Origin of the sequence: Xanthomonas sp. WHRI 8393, assembly GCF_040203315.1 — a bacterium.
Lineage (GTDB): Bacteria > Pseudomonadota > Gammaproteobacteria > Xanthomonadales > Xanthomonadaceae > Xanthomonas > Xanthomonas arboricola.
The window spans coordinates 43,971-60,329 of record NZ_JBEGGL010000003.1 but is presented as its reverse complement, the minus strand read 5'-3'; the positions used below and the strand labels follow the sequence as shown (position 1 = coordinate 60,329).

13 protein-coding genes are annotated in these 16,359 nt (G+C 67.9%); 8 read left to right on the top strand and 5 right to left on the bottom strand.

The genetic code is table 11. The features are described 5' to 3' along the window. Window positions 1-163 precede the first annotated feature (163 nt). From ABQ137_RS10790 to ABQ137_RS10780, 3 genes are all read left to right on the top strand, one after another. On the top strand, window positions 164-2,011 hold the full coding sequence (locus ABQ137_RS10790; protein ID WP_349782426.1) for an assimilatory sulfite reductase (NADPH) flavoprotein subunit: 1,848 nt from the start codon (window positions 164-166) through the stop codon (window positions 2,009-2,011). Between the two features lie 105 nt (window positions 2,012-2,116). After that, window positions 2,117-3,838, top strand: a complete 1,722-nt coding sequence (gene cysI, locus ABQ137_RS10785) for an assimilatory sulfite reductase (NADPH) hemoprotein subunit (protein ID WP_349782424.1) — start codon at window positions 2,117-2,119, stop codon at window positions 3,836-3,838. Next, a complete protein-coding gene (locus ABQ137_RS10780) occupies window positions 3,835-4,560 on the top strand; it encodes a phosphoadenylyl-sulfate reductase (RefSeq protein WP_065050325.1) in 726 nt (241 codons plus the stop codon). Before cysI ends, ABQ137_RS10780 begins: the two co-directional genes overlap by 4 nt. Window positions 4,561-4,688: 128 nt before the next feature. On the opposite strand, the gene ABQ137_RS10775 is transcribed toward ABQ137_RS10780, so the two are convergent. The 3 genes from ABQ137_RS10775 to ABQ137_RS10765 form a co-directional block, all read right to left on the bottom strand. Beyond that, window positions 4,689-6,245: a PepSY-associated TM helix domain-containing protein gene (locus ABQ137_RS10775; protein ID WP_349782422.1), complete on the bottom strand. Its 1,557-nt coding sequence runs from the start codon at window positions 6,243-6,245 to the stop codon at window positions 4,689-4,691. Beyond that, a complete protein-coding gene (locus ABQ137_RS10770) occupies window positions 6,245-8,248 on the bottom strand; it encodes a TonB-dependent receptor (RefSeq protein ID WP_349782959.1) in 2,004 nt (667 codons plus the stop codon). The genes ABQ137_RS10775 and ABQ137_RS10770 overlap by 1 nt, the downstream gene beginning before the upstream one ends. 195 nt (window positions 8,249-8,443) lie before the next feature. Beyond that, the gene (locus tag ABQ137_RS10765) at window positions 8,444-8,878 is read right to left on the bottom strand and encodes a DUF2946 family protein (RefSeq protein WP_349782420.1); all 435 of its coding nucleotides are present in this window, start codon (window positions 8,876-8,878) and stop codon (window positions 8,444-8,446) included. Window positions 8,879-9,180: 302 nt separating this feature from the next. Between ABQ137_RS10765 and ABQ137_RS10760 the strand changes: the two genes are divergently transcribed. Continuing rightward, a complete protein-coding gene (locus ABQ137_RS10760) occupies window positions 9,181-10,377 on the top strand; it encodes a GAF domain-containing sensor histidine kinase (RefSeq protein WP_024938175.1) in 1,197 nt (398 codons plus the stop codon). Between the two features lie 535 nt (window positions 10,378-10,912). On the opposite strand, the gene ABQ137_RS10755 is transcribed toward ABQ137_RS10760, so the two are convergent. Further along, window positions 10,913-11,194: a hypothetical protein gene (locus ABQ137_RS10755; RefSeq protein ID WP_349782417.1), complete on the bottom strand. Its 282-nt coding sequence runs from the start codon at window positions 11,192-11,194 to the stop codon at window positions 10,913-10,915. A 278-nt stretch (window positions 11,195-11,472) separates the two neighbouring features. Next, complete coding sequence (locus tag ABQ137_RS10750) at window positions 11,473-12,456, bottom strand: LysR family transcriptional regulator (RefSeq protein WP_047129221.1); 984 nt, start codon at window positions 12,454-12,456, stop codon at window positions 11,473-11,475. Window positions 12,457-12,619: 163 nt separating this feature from the next. Between ABQ137_RS10750 and cobA the strand changes: the two genes are divergently transcribed. The 4 genes from cobA to ABQ137_RS10730 all read left to right on the top strand — a co-directional run bounded on the left by cobA (window position 12,620) and on the right by ABQ137_RS10730 (window position 16,286). Beyond that, window positions 12,620-13,825: a uroporphyrinogen-III C-methyltransferase gene (gene cobA, locus ABQ137_RS10745; protein ID WP_349782415.1), complete on the top strand. Its 1,206-nt coding sequence runs from the start codon at window positions 12,620-12,622 to the stop codon at window positions 13,823-13,825. Between the two features lie 16 nt (window positions 13,826-13,841). After that, window positions 13,842-14,801, top strand: coding sequence for a cysteine synthase A (gene cysK, locus ABQ137_RS10740; RefSeq protein WP_016902280.1), 960 nt, complete (start codon window positions 13,842-13,844; stop codon window positions 14,799-14,801). Window positions 14,802-15,041: 240 nt separating this feature from the next. Beyond that, on the top strand, window positions 15,042-15,548 hold the full coding sequence (locus tag ABQ137_RS10735; RefSeq protein WP_184608657.1) for a methyltransferase family protein: 507 nt from the start codon (window positions 15,042-15,044) through the stop codon (window positions 15,546-15,548). Window positions 15,549-15,746: 198 nt separating this feature from the next. Beyond that, entirely contained in the window at window positions 15,747-16,286 is a 540-nt protein-coding gene (locus tag ABQ137_RS10730) for an O-acetyl-ADP-ribose deacetylase (RefSeq protein ID WP_024938170.1), read from the top strand. The last annotated feature ends 73 nt before the right edge of the window (window positions 16,287-16,359 follow it).

Below are 16,359 nucleotides of genomic sequence, written 5' to 3'. Positions count from 1 at the left end.
TCGGCGGGCAGACCAGCCGATGGTAGGGCAAGGCGCCGCAGTGTGTGGCGCGGGCCGCCCGCACCCAAATAAGCGGCCGGCATAACGCGATAACGGCTCATCCTTTCTGGCCGCGGCAACGCTTCCCTACCATCACGGGTCTCATCAACCGCCCTGGATCCGAATGACCGCCGCCAGTTCCGCGCTACCGCCCAGCCCCTTGCCCGACGAGCGCAAGGCGCTGCTGGAACGGTTGGTCGACGGCCTGGATGCCGCATCGCTGTGGTGGCTGTCCGGCTACACCGCCGGGCTGGCACAAGGCCAGCCGCCGCGCTCACTGGCGGTGTTGCCGGGCGGCCAGCCGCACGCGCCGGCACAGGAAAGCCAGCGCCTGACCGTGCTGTACGGCAGCCAGACCGGCAATGCACGCCGGGAGGCCGAGCAGCTGGCAGCCGAGGCCGGGGCCGCCGGCCTGAGCGTGCGTCTGCTGCGTGCCGACCAGTACCCCACCCGCGAACTGGCCAGCGAGCGACTGCTCTACGTGGTCATCAGCACCCAGGGCGAAGGCGACCCGCCGGACGATGCAATCGGGCTGGTGGAATTCCTGGCCAGCCGCCGCGCGCCCAAGCTGCCCGAGCTCAAGTACGCGGTGCTTGGCCTGGGCGACTCCAGTTACGCCGATTTCTGCGGCATCGCACGCCGCATCGACGATCGCCTGGCCGAACTTGGCGGCAGCCGCGTGCAGCCACGCGGCGAAGCCGATCTGGATATCGACAGCGTCGCTGCGCCCTGGCGCACGCAGGCGCTCAAGCATGCACGCGAGCAGCTCAGGAGCGGCCCGCCATCGGCCACCATCACGCCGTTGCGCAGCAGTGCAGCCGCACCGGTGTGGTCGCATCAGCAGCCCTTCCCCGCCGAATTGCTGGCCAACCAGATCGTCAGCGGGCGCGACTTCAAGGGCCCGCAGTTCCGCGTCTACGCCTTGCCGAGCAAGCGCGTGCGCCATCTGGAATTTTCGCTGGAAGGCAGCGGGCTGAGCTACGAGCCCGGCGATGCGCTAGGCATCCGCCATCGCAATCCGCCCGCGCTGGTGGATGCGGTGCTGGAAACGCTGCGCCTGGATGGTCATGCCGCGGTCACCGTCGGCGAAGAGACTCTGGCCCTGCACGAGTGGCTGGCCACCCGGCGCGAACTGACCAAGCTGTCGCGGCCGCTGCTGGCCGCCCATGCCGAGCGTGCGCGCGCCGACGAGTTGCAAGCGCTGCTCGCCCCGACCCAGACCGCCGGCCTGGCGTCGCTGCTTGCCGATCACCAGTTGATCGACGTGCTGCGACGCTGGCCGGCGGATTGGGACCATGCCGGCCTGCTGGCCGCGCTGCGTCCGCTCACCCCGCGCCTGTACTCGATCGCCTCCAGCCGCAAGCGCGTGGGCGAGGAAGTGCACCTGGTAGTGGACGAACTCACCTACCAGGCGCACGGGCATGCGCACCTGGGCTCGGCCAGCGGCTTTCTGGCCGCATTGCGCGAAGGCGATACCGCACCGGTCTACATCGAGCCAAACGAGCGCTTCCGGCTGCCGGCCGATACCGATCGCGACATCCTGATGATCGGCCCGGGCACCGGCGTGGCGCCGTTCCGCGGCTTTGTGCAGGAGCGCGCCGAAACCGGGGCCAGGGGCCGCAACTGGCTGTTCTTCGGCGCCCAGCATTTCAATACCGATTTCCTGTATCAGGCCGAATGGCAGCAGGCCTTGCAACGCGGCGAACTGCACGCGCTGGAAGTCGCGTTCTCGCGCGACCAGGCCGAAAAGATCTACGTGCAGCACCGCCTGCGCGCACACGGCGCCGAGGTCTACGCCTGGCTGCAGGGCGGTGCGCATCTGTACGTGTGCGGCGCCATCGGCATGGGCAAGGACGTGCACGCCGCCCTGCTCGACATCGTCGCCACCCACGGCGCACTCGATGCCGAAGCCGCCGCGGCGTATCTCACCCAGCTGCAGGTGGAGGGGCGGTATGCGCGTGATGTCTATTAGTGCCGGGATTGGGGAGTTGGGATTGGGGATTCGTAATTGCGGGCTCCCCGGGTCTGGTTGTTGTCGTGCTGCTGCTTGTTTGTTTTTGCCAATCCCCAATCACGAATGCCGAATCCCGTCATGAGCCACTCTGTCGAAGACATCAAATCCGAAAGTCGCCGTCTGCGCGGGTCGCTGGAACAGAGCCTGGCCGATGCGGTGACCGGTGCGTTGCGCGAGGACGATCAGACCCTGATCAAGTACCACGGCAGCTACCAGCAGGACGATCGCGACATCCGCGATGAGCGGCGTCGGCAGAAGCTCGAACCGGCGTATCAATTCATGATCCGCACCCGTACGCCGGGCGGGGTGATCTCGCCCACGCAGTGGCTGGCACTGGATGGCATCGCCACGCGGTACGCCAATCATTCGCTGCGCATCACCACGCGCCAGGCGTTCCAGTTCCATGGCGTGATCAAGCGCGAGCTCAAGGCGACCATGCAGGCGATCAACGCCACCTTGATCGATACGCTGGCCGCCTGCGGCGATGTCAATCGCAATGTGCAGGTCGCGGCCAATCCGCTGCTGTCGCAGGCGCATGCCACGCTGTATGCCGATGCCGCGCGGGTGTCCGAGCATCTGTTGCCCAACACCCGTGCGTATTACGAGATCTGGCTGAACGAAGAGCGCGTGTCCGGCTCCGGCAACGAAGAAGAGCCGATCTACGGCGACCGTTATCTGCCGCGCAAGTTCAAGATCGGTTTCGCCGCGCCGCCGCTCAACGATGTGGACGTGTTCGCCAACGATCTGGGCTTCATCGCGATCCTGCACGACGGCGAGTTGCTCGGCTACAACGTCAGCATCGGCGGCGGCATGGGCGCCAGCCATGGCGATGCGGAAACCTGGCCGCGCGTGGCCAATGTCGTCGGGTTTGTCACCCGCGATCAGTTGCTGGAGGTGGCCACCGCCGTGGTCACTACCCAGCGCGACTTCGGCAACCGTGCGGTGCGCAAGCGCGCGCGCTTCAAGTACACCATCGACGATCACGGCCTGGACACCATCGTGGCCGAGATCGAACGCCGTGCCGGCTTTGCGCTGCAACCCGCCCGGCAGTTCGCGTTCGAGCACAACGGCGACCGCTACGGCTGGGTCGAGGGCGACGATGGTCTGTCGCATCTGACCCTGGCCCTGCCTGCCGGGCGCATCGCCGATACCGACACCGCAGCGCACCTGAGCGGCCTGCGCGCGATTGCGCAATTGAACGTCGGCCAGTTCCGCATGACGCCCAACCAGAACCTGGTCATCGCCGGCGTGCTGGCCAGCGAGCGCGCGCGCGTCGATGCCCTGGTCGCGCAATACGGCCTGGATGCCGGCAATCGCGCGCCCACCGCGCTGGCACGCGGCGCAATGGCCTGCGTGTCGCTGCCGACCTGCGGCCTGGCGATGGCCGAGGCCGAACGCTACCTGCCCGATTTCAGCGCGGCCCTGCAGCCGGTGCTGGAGCAACACGGGCTGGCCGACACCCCGATCGTGCTGCGCCTGTCCGGCTGCCCGAATGGCTGCTCGCGCCCGTATCTGGCCGAGATCGCGCTGGTCGGCAAGGCGCCCGGCCGCTACAACCTGATGCTGGGCGGCGACCGCCGCGGCCAGCGCCTGAACACGCTGTACCGCGAAAACATCACCGAAGCGGACATTCTCGCCGCACTGGAACCGTTGCTGGCGCGCTATGCGGCCGAACGCGATCAGGCCGGCGACGAAGGCTTCGGTGATTTCCTGCATCGCAGCGGCCTGATCGCGCTGCCGTCCTACCCCACACACCGTCGCCTCGACCTGGAATTGCTCGCATGACCGCGCTGCCCGCTGCATCGATCACTGCGTCCGCGTTGGACGACCTGGACGCGCTCAACGCGCAGCTGGAAGGCCTGCGCGCCGACGAGCGCGTGGCCTGGGCACTGCAATACGGCCCGCAGGAGGCGGCACTGTCGTCCAGTTTTGGCGCGCAGTCGGCGGTCACGCTGCACCTGCTCACCCAGCAGCGCCCGGACATTCCGGTGATCCTGATCGATACCGGTTACCTGTTTCCGGAAACCTACCGGTTTGCCGACGCGCTGGCCGACCGGCTCAAGCTCAACCTCAAGGTCTACCGCCCGCTGGTCAGCCGCGCCTGGATGGAAGCGCGCCACGGCCGCCTGTGGGAACAGGGCATGGTCGGCATCGACCAGTACAACAACCTGCGCAAGGTCGAACCGATGCGCCGCGCATTGGACGAGCTTAACGTAGGCACCTGGTTCACCGGCCTGCGCCGCAGCCAGTCCGGTGGCCGCGCACAGACGCCGATCGTGCAAAAGCGCGGTGAGCGCTACAAGGTCAGCCCGATCGCCGACTGGACCGACCGCGACGTGTGGCAATACCTGCAGGCGCACGACCTGCCGTATCACCCGCTATGGGAACAAGGCTACGTGTCCATCGGCGACTTCCACACCACACGCCGCTGGGAACCGGGCATGCGCGAGGAGGACACGCGCTTCTTCGGGTTGAAGCGCGAATGCGGCATCCACGAGGACATCTGAGCGCAGCGCAGCGCGCGCTCGTTACGAAGCGGGCCTGCACCACTACGCGTCGAGTTTGCCGGTGGGCACATCGCCAAGCGCATCCCTGACTCGGCGCGTCCGCAGCGCATTAGGTGACGCGCACGTGCTCATGGCGCGGGAACACGTGCCTGACTGCGCTGCATCCAGTAGCGGTCGAACAGCCACATCAGCAACAACGATACCCCGACCAGCGGGAAGATCAGCCCGCAGATCACCAGCAGCGCCAGCAGACCGCGCAGCGTGCGCGGATCGGCCGGCAACGGCGGCACGCCCAGGCCGCCGACCGGGCGACGCTTCCACCACATCACCGCCGCGCTCACGCACAGCAGCACGATCGCCGCGCACGCCAGCAACAGGATCACCTGATTGGCAGTGCCGTATTGCTGGCCCAGATGCACATTGATGCCCCACTCCAGCGCGCGCCCCACTGGCCCGTAATCGCGATAGCGCATGTCCAGCAGCACCGCACCGCTGTACTGATCCAGATGGATCACGCGCTGGCGCTGCAGGTCGGCCGGATAGACCGAGGCGGTGTAAACCCCGGTAGCGCCGCGCGGTGGCGAGACGCTGTAGCCCGGCACGATGCCGAGCGCATCGAACCGCGCCATCGCCGCATCCAGCCCGATTGCGCCGTGACCGGGCGCAGCGACACTGCCGGTGCCGCCGTGCGCGGCATGTTCCGACTGCACCGCATGTTCTGACGGGCTTGGCTGTTCTGCGTGTTCTGCGTGTTCTGCGTGTTCCGAATGTTCCGAGTGTTCCGCACCCGCCAGCGTCACACCCACCCGCCCGTCATGCAGACCCTCATCCACCCCCGCGGCTCCACGCCCAGGCATCGCTGATTCCGGCACACGCGCCTGCCGCAGGGACCACGCCGGATCGGTCGTCTCGGACAAGCGCTGCTGCGACATCGGCTGCTGCACCCGCACACCGGCCGGATACCCGAAGTCATGCCCGTTGACCCAGCGATTGACCTGCGCGCCCCACAGCCACGACCACGGCATCCCGGTCAGCGCCAGGAACAGCAACACCGCCCCGACGCTGGCACCGGTGACCGCATGCAGATCGCGCCAGAACAGCCGCTGCCCCGGCGTGCCGCGCACGCTGACCACCCCGCCGCGGCGCCCGCGCGGCCACCACAGATACACACCAGTCAGCACCAGCACGATCGCCCAGCCCGCCGCCATTTCGATCAAGCCGCGCGCAAACGGCCCGATCAACTCGAGGCTGTGCAGCCGGCGGATCGTCCAGGCCAGGGTGCCGTGCTCGGGCAGCGCGCCGAGCACGTGTGCGCGATACGGGTCGACATACACCACCTGCCGCACAGCGTGCGTGTCGACCAGCCCGATCTCGGCACTGGCATCGGTGTGTGCGGGCGTGGTGTAACGAAACAAGCTGCCGCCGACCCTGCGCTGCGCCGCATCGACCAGGCGTTGCGCGGACACCCGCCGCTCGCCTACCGATACGACCTTCAAGCCATGGTGCACGCTGCGGTCGATCGCATCCTGGTACAGGAACGCCGCACCGGTCAGCGCCAGCCAGACGATGAAGGGCAGCACCAGCAACCCGGCATAGAAGTGCCAGCGCCACACCGCGCGATAGAAGCGCCAGCGGCCGTCGCGGTGCGGATCGGTGACACGGCCATCGCCCATGATTGCGCGCATCAGAAGCTCCAGTCCCAGGACAGCGACAACGCACGTCCATCGCCCGGCGAATAGCCGGAACTACCGGTGTCGTACCACGCATACACGTACGCGCGATCGGTGACATTGCGCAGCTGCAGGCTGAGCGCGTTGCGTGCGTCCAGGTTCCAGCGCGCGCCCAGATTGAGCAGGGCGTAGCCACCGGTGCGCCCCAGCGTATTGCTGCGCTCCAGATAATAATCGCCTTGCGCATTGCCCCAGGCGCTCAGCTGCACGGCCGCGGTGAGCTGCCATTCCAGCCCGGCGGTGGCCAGCCAATGCGGCACGTTTTCGATCTCCTTGCCGCGCGTGGCCGGCGCACTCGGATCCGGTGTAGCAATGCTGGCCTTTTGCCGCGAGTACGACATCCAGGCCCGCCAGTGTTCGGCCGGCTGCAGGTTCAGTTGCGCATCCCAGCCGCGCCGCAGCGTGCGCCCGACATTGGCCACATCGCCGACACCGGCCACGCCATTGACGCCCAGGATGGTGGCGACTTCGCCGGAGGCGCGTTGCTCCCAATACGCCAGGCGGCCGTCCATCAGCGCCGATGGCGCGAACTTGAAACCGGCCTCCCAGCCGTCATTGACCGACGGGCCGAGATTTGCCGGCTGGCGCCGATACGCGCCATCGCCGCTGCCGATCTGGAAGCTGCGCCCCCAGTTCGCGTACACGCTGTTCTGCCCGGCCAGCCGGTAGCTGGCACTGAACTTGGGCTGCTTGATGGTGCCGTAGTCGTACGTCGGTGCGTAAATGCCGGCACGCACATCGTGCAGTTGCCCATCGACACGGTCGATGCGATAGCCCGGCACCAACTGCAGCCGCTCGACCGGGGTCAGCACCGCCTGTACGTAGGCCCCGTGCGTGCGCAGGTCGTAATCCCAATCGCGCAATTGCGCGCCGCGCACCCGGGCCACGGTGCGATAGCGCTGCGACTGATTGTCCTGCCACTGCGCATCCACGCCAGCTTCCAGATTGGCCGCCAGCGCGCCCCAATCCGGCTGCCAATTGCCGTGCAACAGCAGGCCGCGGTGGGTCTCGTCGGTATCGCGTTCCTGCTGCAGGCCGGCCGCGGAAAAGCGCACCCAGCGCCGATTGCGGTAATCGTTCTGGTAGGCCTTGGCGCTCCACTGCGCAGCGGCGCCCAGCGTGCCGTCCGCGTGCAACGCGGTCTGCCGCAGCTGGCGTTCGCTGCGATCGTCCTGCGCATACGCCGGAGAACTACGTGGCGCCGCGCGTGCGCTGGCCGCATCCAGATAGCCGGCTTCCAGTGCGTGATTGTCGTAGTAACGCGTGGTGAGCCCGGCACGGAAGCCGCCATCGGGGTCGGTATAGAACCACTTGCCGGCCACGCTGCGTTTGCGCGCGTCGGCGTGCTCGCGATAACCATCGGAATCGCGCCAGGCCAGCACATAGTTCTGGCTCCACGCGCCATGTTCGAAGCCCTTGCCCAATTGCACCTCGCGCGCACCGAAACTGCCCGCCGTCACGCTCAGGCGGCCATCGTTGCCGCCGGTACGGGTTAGCACATCCACGCTGCCGGCGATCGCATGCAGACCGTAGCGTGCATCGTTGGTGCCGCGCACGATCGCGATCGCGCTGATGTCCTGCGCAAACACCGCATCCAGATACGGCATGCCGCCGGCATTGTCGTTGCTGGGGACGCCGTCGATCAGCAGCTTCACCGCGTTGATGCGCCCCTCGCCATTGAAACCACGGAACGAGAACCGCCCCGCATCGGTGCCCATGCGGAACTGGGTGACCTGCACGCCCGGCGCACGCATCAACAGCTCCCAGCTGTAGTCCACGTGCTGATCGTGCAGCAGCTCGCCACCGATCACATCCACCGAACTCAGCACACGTGCCGTGCTCGGGCTGCGCTGGGGTTGCGCGCTCACCTGCACCTTGCCCAGGGTCAATGCCGCATCCTGCGCCTGCACAGTGCAGGCAGGCCCCCACACCAGCGCCAACGATGGCGCGTACCACAGCGTTTTCAATAATCGCAACCGCATGACCAACCCTTCGCCGTGCCGGCACGGCAACACCGCCGTGCGCCGCGGCAACACAGCGGGCACAGGCATCACTTCAGGAGAGCGGGTCGTCCATGCAACTGCATGCAGGCGCGCCGGAAGATCGGGCACGCAAGCGCTACAACGCAACGGACGCCCGCGATGGGGCCAGACTCACGCGTACAGCGGCGGCCCACGTGCCCCGAGTGCGGCCCAGCGCACCGTCGATGTTGCGCGCGCCTGCCTGTGCACCGGCGCCGGCGCCGGCCGCGCTTGCAGCAGGCACAGCACCAGCAACGCCAGCCACGGCAGCAGGCGCGCGGCCAGCACGCAGTAATCGCAGGCTTCACCATGCGCGCCTGCGTGGTCGCCGGTGTTCGGCTTGGCGGGCGATGCAGCAGCGGAGTGATGGTGCGCGGCCGTCTGCGCCGGCACGGCCTGATGGTCCGCATGCAGCGACCCTCCTGCGTCCAGCGCCGGCCCGCTCATGCACATCGGCTCGAGCGACTGCGCCTGGCTCCAACGGCTGATCAGCGGCGCCACCAGCATCAGCAGCACCGCCAGACAGGCAAGCAGATGCAGGCAAGGGTGGCGGCGGAGCGAAGGCATTGCGCGAGTGTAAGCCGCCGCATGCCGCAGGGGCGATGGTGACGGCCGGTGCGCGACCGCATGTCGCACCCGTCGGCAGCGGTCGACCTGCCGGACCGCAGCCCAGTGACGCGCGTTCTGGTCGGGCGACATTTGCCGGCCTGATCGCGAAAATCGCCGCCGCACAGGTACAACCCTGAAGGGTCGATGCATAGCCGTTGTCGAGGTCGGTAGTCACAGTTCCAGCAGTGGACGTGACAGCGCGCACATGGCAGGCCCTGGCATGCCCTATGCTTATACGTCATCCATCCACCTGCGCGCGCATGAGCACCGTCCTGTCCGACCCAGCGGCCGAGCCCCTTCCCTGTGCTGCCAAGCCGCCGAGCGAGGCATTGCGCCTTCAGGCGCTGCGCAGTTACGGCATCCTCGACACGCCGCGCGAGGCCGCCTTCGAAGACATCACCAGGCTGGCCTCGATCATCTGCCAGACGCCGATCGCGCTGATCAGCCTGGTGGATGCCGAGCGGCAGTGGTTCAAGAGCGAACGCGGCATGGGCGAGCGCGAGACGCCGCTGTTCAAGTCGATGTGCGCGCATGCGCTGCTCGACAGCGACGTGCTGGTGGTGCCGGACACCCGCGAGGACGTCCGCTTCGCGCGCAATCCGTTGGTGACCGGCGAGGCGCCGTTGCATTTCTATGCCGGCGCCGTGCTCAAGACCAGCGAAGGTCTGCCGCTGGGCACGGTTTGCGTGCTCGACCGCCAGCCGCGCCAGCTCAGTGCCGAACAGGTCGATGCGCTGCGCGCACTCGCACGCCAGACCATGGCACAGCTGGAACTGCGCCGCGCGCTGCAGGTGGCCGAAGAATCCGACCGCTACCGCAGTCGCCTGATGGCCATCGCCGGGCATGACCTGAAGACCCCGCTGCGCACCGCCGCCTACGCCATCGACAAGATGCGCCGGCATGCCAATGTCGATTCGGTGCCGACCCTGGTCACCGCGCGCGATGCGATCAATCTGGTGGCGCGCAACCTCGACGAGCTGGCCACCCTGGCGGCCGCCAGCGAGACCGCCACGCCGGATCTGCAGCCGCTGGCGCTGGAAGATGTGCTGCATTCGGTGCTGGGTGTGTGGCGGCAACCGGCGATCGACAAGTGCCTGGCCTTGCGCCACGTGCCCACCTCGCTACGCGTGCGCAGCCATCCCACGCTGCTGACCACCTTGCTCGGCAATCTGATCGGCAACGCGGTCAAGTACACCGAACGCGGACGCGTGCTGGTCGGCGTCCGGCGTCGTCCCGGCCATGCGGTGGTGGAAATCATCGACAGCGGCATCGGCCTGAACCTGGACCACCCCGAACAGGTGTTCCAGGCCTTCCGCCAAGCCGACCCGCGCAGCGACGGGCTGGGCATCGGCCTGTGGATCGTGCACCGCACCGCCGAGACCCTGGGCTGCGAAGTGGATGTGCGCCCACGCCCGGGCGGCGGCACCTGCTTTTCGGTACGCATCCCGCTGGCCTGACCACCGCTCGGTAGCGCCGGGCCAGACCGAGTCAGCGCAGCAGGTGGGCGCTGCTTGCCGGCATTGCGCAGACCGTCAACGCCATGCAGCCGATGCCACGCAAAAAAAAGGCGGACCCGGGCTCCCGACCCGGATCCGCCGCCAAGCACGCCAGGTCTCTCCCCAGGGACCCGGGTGCGCCAGTCGCTCCATTGCGCAGCCTCGCGCAACGGTGGTGCGACAGCGCTAGCAACCGCTTGGCGACACCGACAGACAAACCAGCGATGCGATGTGCCGCATCGCCAGTCCTGCGCCGTCCACCCCTAGACGTCCGAGAGTGTCGCGTGATGGTTGCTATAAGGATTTACGACAGCGCAGCGCGCAACTTGATGCGGCCAGACCACCCCGCCGCCACGGCCCTGACAGCTGTAGGGAGAATCACCGACAGCGCGCATTTTGGCGAGCGCGCGCCGCTTCCCAAGTGATTGATAGAAGAAAGCTTTTCTAGAAAGCGGACGCTGCAGCGCAGCATTCCGATGTGCGTTCGCAGGCTGTCTCAGAACCCGGAATCGGCCGCATCCTGGCGCGCGAACCAGTCCGCCGAACGCACCTCTTCCGCCGCAACCTCCAGCAGCTGGCGCAGCACCGCCAGCGGAATCTGCACCTGGGTGCCATCGGCCTGCAGTTCCACCCACAACGATTCGTCCCGGGAATCGGCCAGCACCGTCAGTACCGCATGCTCGCGGCCCTCGACGCGTGCCGACAGCTGCAAGGCCATACCGCCGTCCTGGTCGGGCGACCATAGCCGGCTGAGGGGCGGACGCAGTGGCTCGGTCATCGGTGGCAGTGCCTCACAGTGGCGAACAGGGACCGCGCGCGCAGCCAAGCGGAATCGGTACGCCGGCGCGCAGGTCGCAGTGTACGGACAGTCGTCATCGATTCCGCACACTGACCGCCAGCATGACGCAGCTGCGCGGTTGCTACGTGGACGTACTTGCGGCGTGTCCCATGCCGGTACGCGTGCAGGCGCCCCTTAGCGACCGAAGCCCTCTCGCAAACACCGCAGACGTCGTGAGCAAGCGTGCTCGATGCGCGCTGCAGTCTTCGGCAGGCAGCTCAGCTGGTAATGGTCTGGGTCAGCGATTCCCAGGTCGGCGGCAGCGGCCAGGCCGGGGCCTGGTTGCCGTCCAGCACGCGGCGCAGGTCGCGCTTGTCGATCTGCGGCGCCAGCACGTGCACAAGATCCAGGGCGTAGTCGCGCAGCACGCGGTCGCGCGGCAGCACTGCCCAGGCGATGCACTCGGCGATCGGCGCCGGTGCCGGCCAGGCGCGCAGGTCCTCGTCGCTGGCGCTGACCGCCATCTCCGCCACCAGCCCGACGCCCAGCCCGGCACGCACATAGGTCTTGATCAGGTCTGCATCCAGCGCGGTCAGCGCGATGCTCGGCTCCAGCCCGACCTGGGCGAATGCGCGCTGCAGCGACGAGCCCGGCCGCGTGGAGGATTCGTAGCTGATCAACGGGTGCTGCGACAACGCCTGCATGTCCGGCGCGGTGCGTGCCTGATCCAGCGTATGGCCGCGCGGCACGATCACCAGCCGGCGCCAGCGATACAGCGGCACCGCGATGCCGGCGCTCGGTTCGCCGCCGGCGGTGCTGACCACTGCGATATCCGCATCGCCCTGGCTGAGCAGATCCAATGCCGCACTCTCGGCGGCCTGCTGCAGGTGCACGCTGACCTGCGGGTAGGCGTGCTTGATCTGCGCCACCGCCGGCGGCAGCACGAAGCGCGCCTGGGTGTGGGTGGTGGTCAGGGTCAGCTGGCCCTGGCTCTCGCGGCGCTGGTTGGCCGCGTAGGTGCGGATGTTGTTGGCTTCCGACAGCACCGAGCGCGCGCGCTCGATCACTTCCACGCCGGCCGGCGTCACCGCATCCAGGCTGCGCCCCTTGCGCACGAACAGCAGAAAGCCCAGTTCGTCCTCCAGCTGCTTGAGCTGCTTGGACAGACCGGGCTGGGTCGCATGCACACGCGCGGCGGCGAGCGTGATGTTGAGCTCGGCATCGGCGATGGCGACCAGATAGCGAAGTTGGGTCAGCGTCATGGGCTTATATCCAAAAAAGCGCGAGGCGCCACGAAGGACTCGACTGTAGAGGAGTTCTGCGGGCCAGCTTATAACCGAACGCTATTTTCAGGGTGTATGAAGTCATTTCCGACCGCTATATGCCGGCGTTACGGTCTGGCCCTCCCCTCTCGATGCGCTGGCCGTGCCCTCTGTGTTCCCGCTTCTTGCCGACCTGCGTGGCCGTGCCGTCCTGGTGATCGGCGGCGGCGCCGAGGCCGAGCACGCCACCTCCGCGCTGCTGCAGGCCGGTGCCGTCCCCTTGGTCGGCGCGCCGGAATTGAGCCCGCAACTGCGCGACTGGGCGCAGGCCGGGCGGCTGCGTTGGCTGGTGGGACGGTTCGAGCCGGCATGGCTGGAGCTGCCCGACCAACCGGTCTGGCTCACCATCGCCGCCAGCACCGCGCCGGACCTCAACGATGCCTTGCGTACTGCGGCCAGCGCACGCCGCCTGCTTACCCACGACGCCACGCCCGCCGCGTCGGCAGCGCCACCTGCACAGCCCCCGATGCCGCGCACCGCGGTCGGCCGGCTCTCCCCCGGCAGCGTGACCCTGGTCGGTGCCGGCCCCGGCGACCCCGGCCTGCTCACCCGGCATGCCGTGCGCGCGCTACGGCAGGCCGATGTGCTGCTCTACGATCGCCTGGTCAGCCCGCAGATCCTGCAACTGGCCCGGCGCAACGCACTGCGCGTGGAAGTCGGCAAGGCCGCCCAGGGCCACAGCACGCGCCAGGAGCAGATCCACGTACTGATGCGCGAGCACGCGCGCGCCGGGCGCCGCGTGGTGCGGCTCAAGGGCGGCGACCCGTTCGTGTTCGGCCGCGGCGGCGAAGAGCTGGAATTCCTGCGCGACCACGGCATCGGCTTCCAGGTCATTCCCGGCATCACCGCCGCGATCGCCTGCGCCGCCTATGCCGGCATTCCGCTCACCCACCGCGACCATGCGCAATCGCTGCGGCTGATCACCGCGCACTGCAAGGATTCGCTGGACACGCTGGACTGGCAGGCGCTTGGCCAGGAACGCCAGACCCTGGCGTTCTATATGGGCGTGGCCGGCCTGGACGGCATCCAGCAACGCCTGCTGCAGGCCGGCCGCGCACCCACCACCCCGTTCGCGCTGGTGGAAAACGGCTCGCGCCCGCAGCAACGCGTGATCGCCGGCACCCTTGCCAGCCTGGCCGCCACCGCGCAGCAGCACGCCGTGCGCGCCCCGGCGTTGCTGATCCTGGGCGAGGTCGCCGGGCTGGCCGCCAGCCTGCACTGGTTCGGCGCAGCGCCACTGACCGCGCAGCCGCCCCCGCACTCACCCATCGCAACGCCCGACGCGCCCACACTCGCCCACGCAGCCTGATTCCGACGGAGACCCCATGGCCCTGTACGACAACATCCTCGACACCATCGGCCGCACCCCGGTGGTCAAACTCAACCGGCTCGCGCCCGAGCACGTGACCCTGTACGTCAAGGTCGAGTCGTTCAATCCGGGCGGCTCGGTCAAGGACCGCCTGGCGCTGGCGATCATCCTTGATGCCGAACAACGCGGCCTGCTCAAGCCCGGCGACACCATTGTTGAAGCCACCTCCGGCAATACCGGCGTGGCGCTGGCGATGGTGGCCGCCGCGCGCGGCTACAAGTTCGTCGCCACCATGGTGGAAACCTTCTCGATCGAGCGCCGCAAGCTGATGCGCGCCTACGGCGCCAAGGTGATCCTGACCCCGGCCGCCGAGCGCGGCAGCGGCATGGTGCGCAAGGCCAGGGAGCTGGCCGAGCAGCATGGCTGGTTCCTGGCCAGCCAGTTCGCCAATCCGGCCAATCCGGCCTATCACCGCAACACCACAGCAGCCGAAATCCTGCGCGACTTCGCCGGCCACCGGCTGGACCATTTCGTCACCGGCTGGGGCACCGGCGGCACGCTCACCGGCGTGGGCGAAGTGCTGCGCGTGGCCCGCCCGGAAGTGCGCATCACCGCCACCGAACCGGCCGGCGCCGCGCTATTGCAGGGCCAGGACTGGAAGCCGCACAAGATCCAGGGCTGGACCCCGGACTTCGTGCCGGAAGTGCTCAACCGCGAGGTCGCCCACGAAGTGCTCAGCGTGGAAGACACCGACGCGATCAGCGTGGCGCGCCGCCTGGCCGCCGAAGAAGGCATCTTCACCGGCATCTCCGGCGGTGCCACCGTCGCCACCGCCTTGCGCGTGGCCGAAAGCGCGGTGCCCGGTGCGGTCGTGCTGGCGATGCTGCCGGATACCGGCGAGCGCTATTTCTCCACGCCGCTGTTTGCCGACATCAACGAAGGCTCCGACGACGACTGGCTGGCCGGTCTGCCCTGACCGATCACACAGCGTTGGTTTGCACGCACAGGCCGCGCCCACAGCGCGGCCTGTGCGTTTGTGGTCGTCCAGTCATTGCGCAGCTGCCCGGTGTGCTCCCGCGTGCCGGCGCGAACATGCCAACGTCGCGGCACTACGCCTGCGTGGATTTTCGTTCGCGTGCGGCGGACTCCGGCGTGCGCATACTCCCCTCCGCGTCAAGGAAACGTTAGGATGGCGGCCGACACAGGGAGAACCGTCGTGAGCAACCGGCCGTATGGATACAGCGACACCCGCGTGTGGCGGGCGCCATGGCTGGTCAAGATCACCTCGCCTGCGCACTTCGCGCTTGCCCTGGGCGTGGGCGCCTGGCTGCAGAGCGCACTGCAGCTGCCATTGCCTGCACCGACGCCACTGGCCTGGATCGAGCTGGCCGGCGGCATGATCGCCTGTCTCGGCCTGGCGCTGGCAGTGAGCTGCTTCATCCTGTTCGCGCGTCGGCGCACCACCATCATGCCCAGCGGCCATCCCTCACGGCTGGTACTCGATGGCCCGTATCGCTTCACCCGCAACCCGATGTACCTGGCGCTGGTGCTCAGCTATGTGGGCCTGTGCCTGCAGCTAGGCCTGCTGTGGGCAGTCGTCTTGCTGCCGCTGCCCTGGCTGGCCCTGCAGCGGTATGTGATTCCATTCGAAGAGGCGCGTCTGCGCAACGAATTCGGCCGCCAATACAGCGCCTATTGCGCACGCGTGCGGCGCTGGCTGTAAGCCGCCAATCGTGGCGACATCGCTGCTCGGCGATTGAGCGGATTGATCGCAGCTTGCGGGTTCGCATGCTTCCGCCGCACGACCGCCACAGCCGTTCCCGGCAATCGCAGCAGATGAGATGAATGGGCGCTAGCGTGCCTGTTCCGCAACGCGCGCCCCATCACGCGTTCCTCATGCAAATCCCATAATTATCTCGCCATGAAGATCGAAGTCTGGCAAGGCGACATCACCGAACTCGACGTTGACGTCATCGTCAACGCCGCCAACGAATCACTGCTGGGCGGTGGCGGCGTGGATGGCGCCATCCACCGCGCTGCCGGCCCGCGCCTGCTGCAGGCCTGCGAGGCATTGCCGCAGGTGCGTCCAGGCGTGCGTTGCCCCACCGGCGAAATCCGCATCACCGACGGGTTCGATCTCAAGGCGCGGCACGTGTTTCATACCGTCGGCCCGGTGTGGCGCGACGGCAAGCACAACGAGCCGGAGCAACTGGCCAACTGCTACTGGCAGTCGTTGAAGCTGGCCGAGCAGATGATGCTGCATTCGATCGCATTCCCGGCCATCAGCTGCGGCATCTATGGCTATCCGCTGTACCAGGCCGCGCGCATCGCCGTGACCGAAACGCGCGACTGGCAGCGCTCGCATAAAGTGCCCAAGCACATCGTGCTGGTGGCCTACAACGAGGCCACGTTCAAGGCCTACCAGCAGGCGCTGGCTGCGCAGGAAACCGCTGCCGCCTGACGCCTGTGCGAGGCAGAGATTGGAGATGACGAGCGCCGCAGGGCGCTCGTTGCGTTTGGGGACTCATGCGGGC

Bases quoted from the DNA above. Each gene is read 5' to 3' on its own strand.
- ABQ137_RS10790 (WP_349782426.1), top strand. From the start codon at position 164: ATGACCGCCGCCAGTTCCGCGCTACCGCCCAGCCCCTTGCCCGACGAG.
- cysI (WP_349782424.1), top strand. From the start codon at position 2,117: ATGCCGAATCCCGTCATGAGCCACTCTGTCGAAGACATCAAATCCGAA.
- ABQ137_RS10780 (WP_065050325.1), top strand. From the start codon at position 3,835: ATGACCGCGCTGCCCGCTGCATCGATCACTGCGTCCGCGTTGGACGAC.
- ABQ137_RS10775 (WP_349782422.1), bottom strand. From the start codon at position 6,245: ATGCGCGCAATCATGGGCGATGGCCGTGTCACCGATCCGCACCGCGAC.
- ABQ137_RS10765 (WP_349782420.1), bottom strand. From the start codon at position 8,878: ATGCCTTCGCTCCGCCGCCACCCTTGCCTGCATCTGCTTGCCTGTCTG.
- ABQ137_RS10760 (WP_024938175.1), top strand. From the start codon at position 9,181: ATGAGCACCGTCCTGTCCGACCCAGCGGCCGAGCCCCTTCCCTGTGCT.
- ABQ137_RS10755 (WP_349782417.1), bottom strand. From the start codon at position 11,194: ATGACCGAGCCACTGCGTCCGCCCCTCAGCCGGCTATGGTCGCCCGAC.
- ABQ137_RS10750 (WP_047129221.1), bottom strand. From the start codon at position 12,456: ATGACGCTGACCCAACTTCGCTATCTGGTCGCCATCGCCGATGCCGAG.
- cysK (WP_016902280.1), top strand. From the start codon at position 13,842: ATGGCCCTGTACGACAACATCCTCGACACCATCGGCCGCACCCCGGTG.
- ABQ137_RS10730 (WP_024938170.1), top strand. From the start codon at position 15,747: ATGAAGATCGAAGTCTGGCAAGGCGACATCACCGAACTCGACGTTGAC.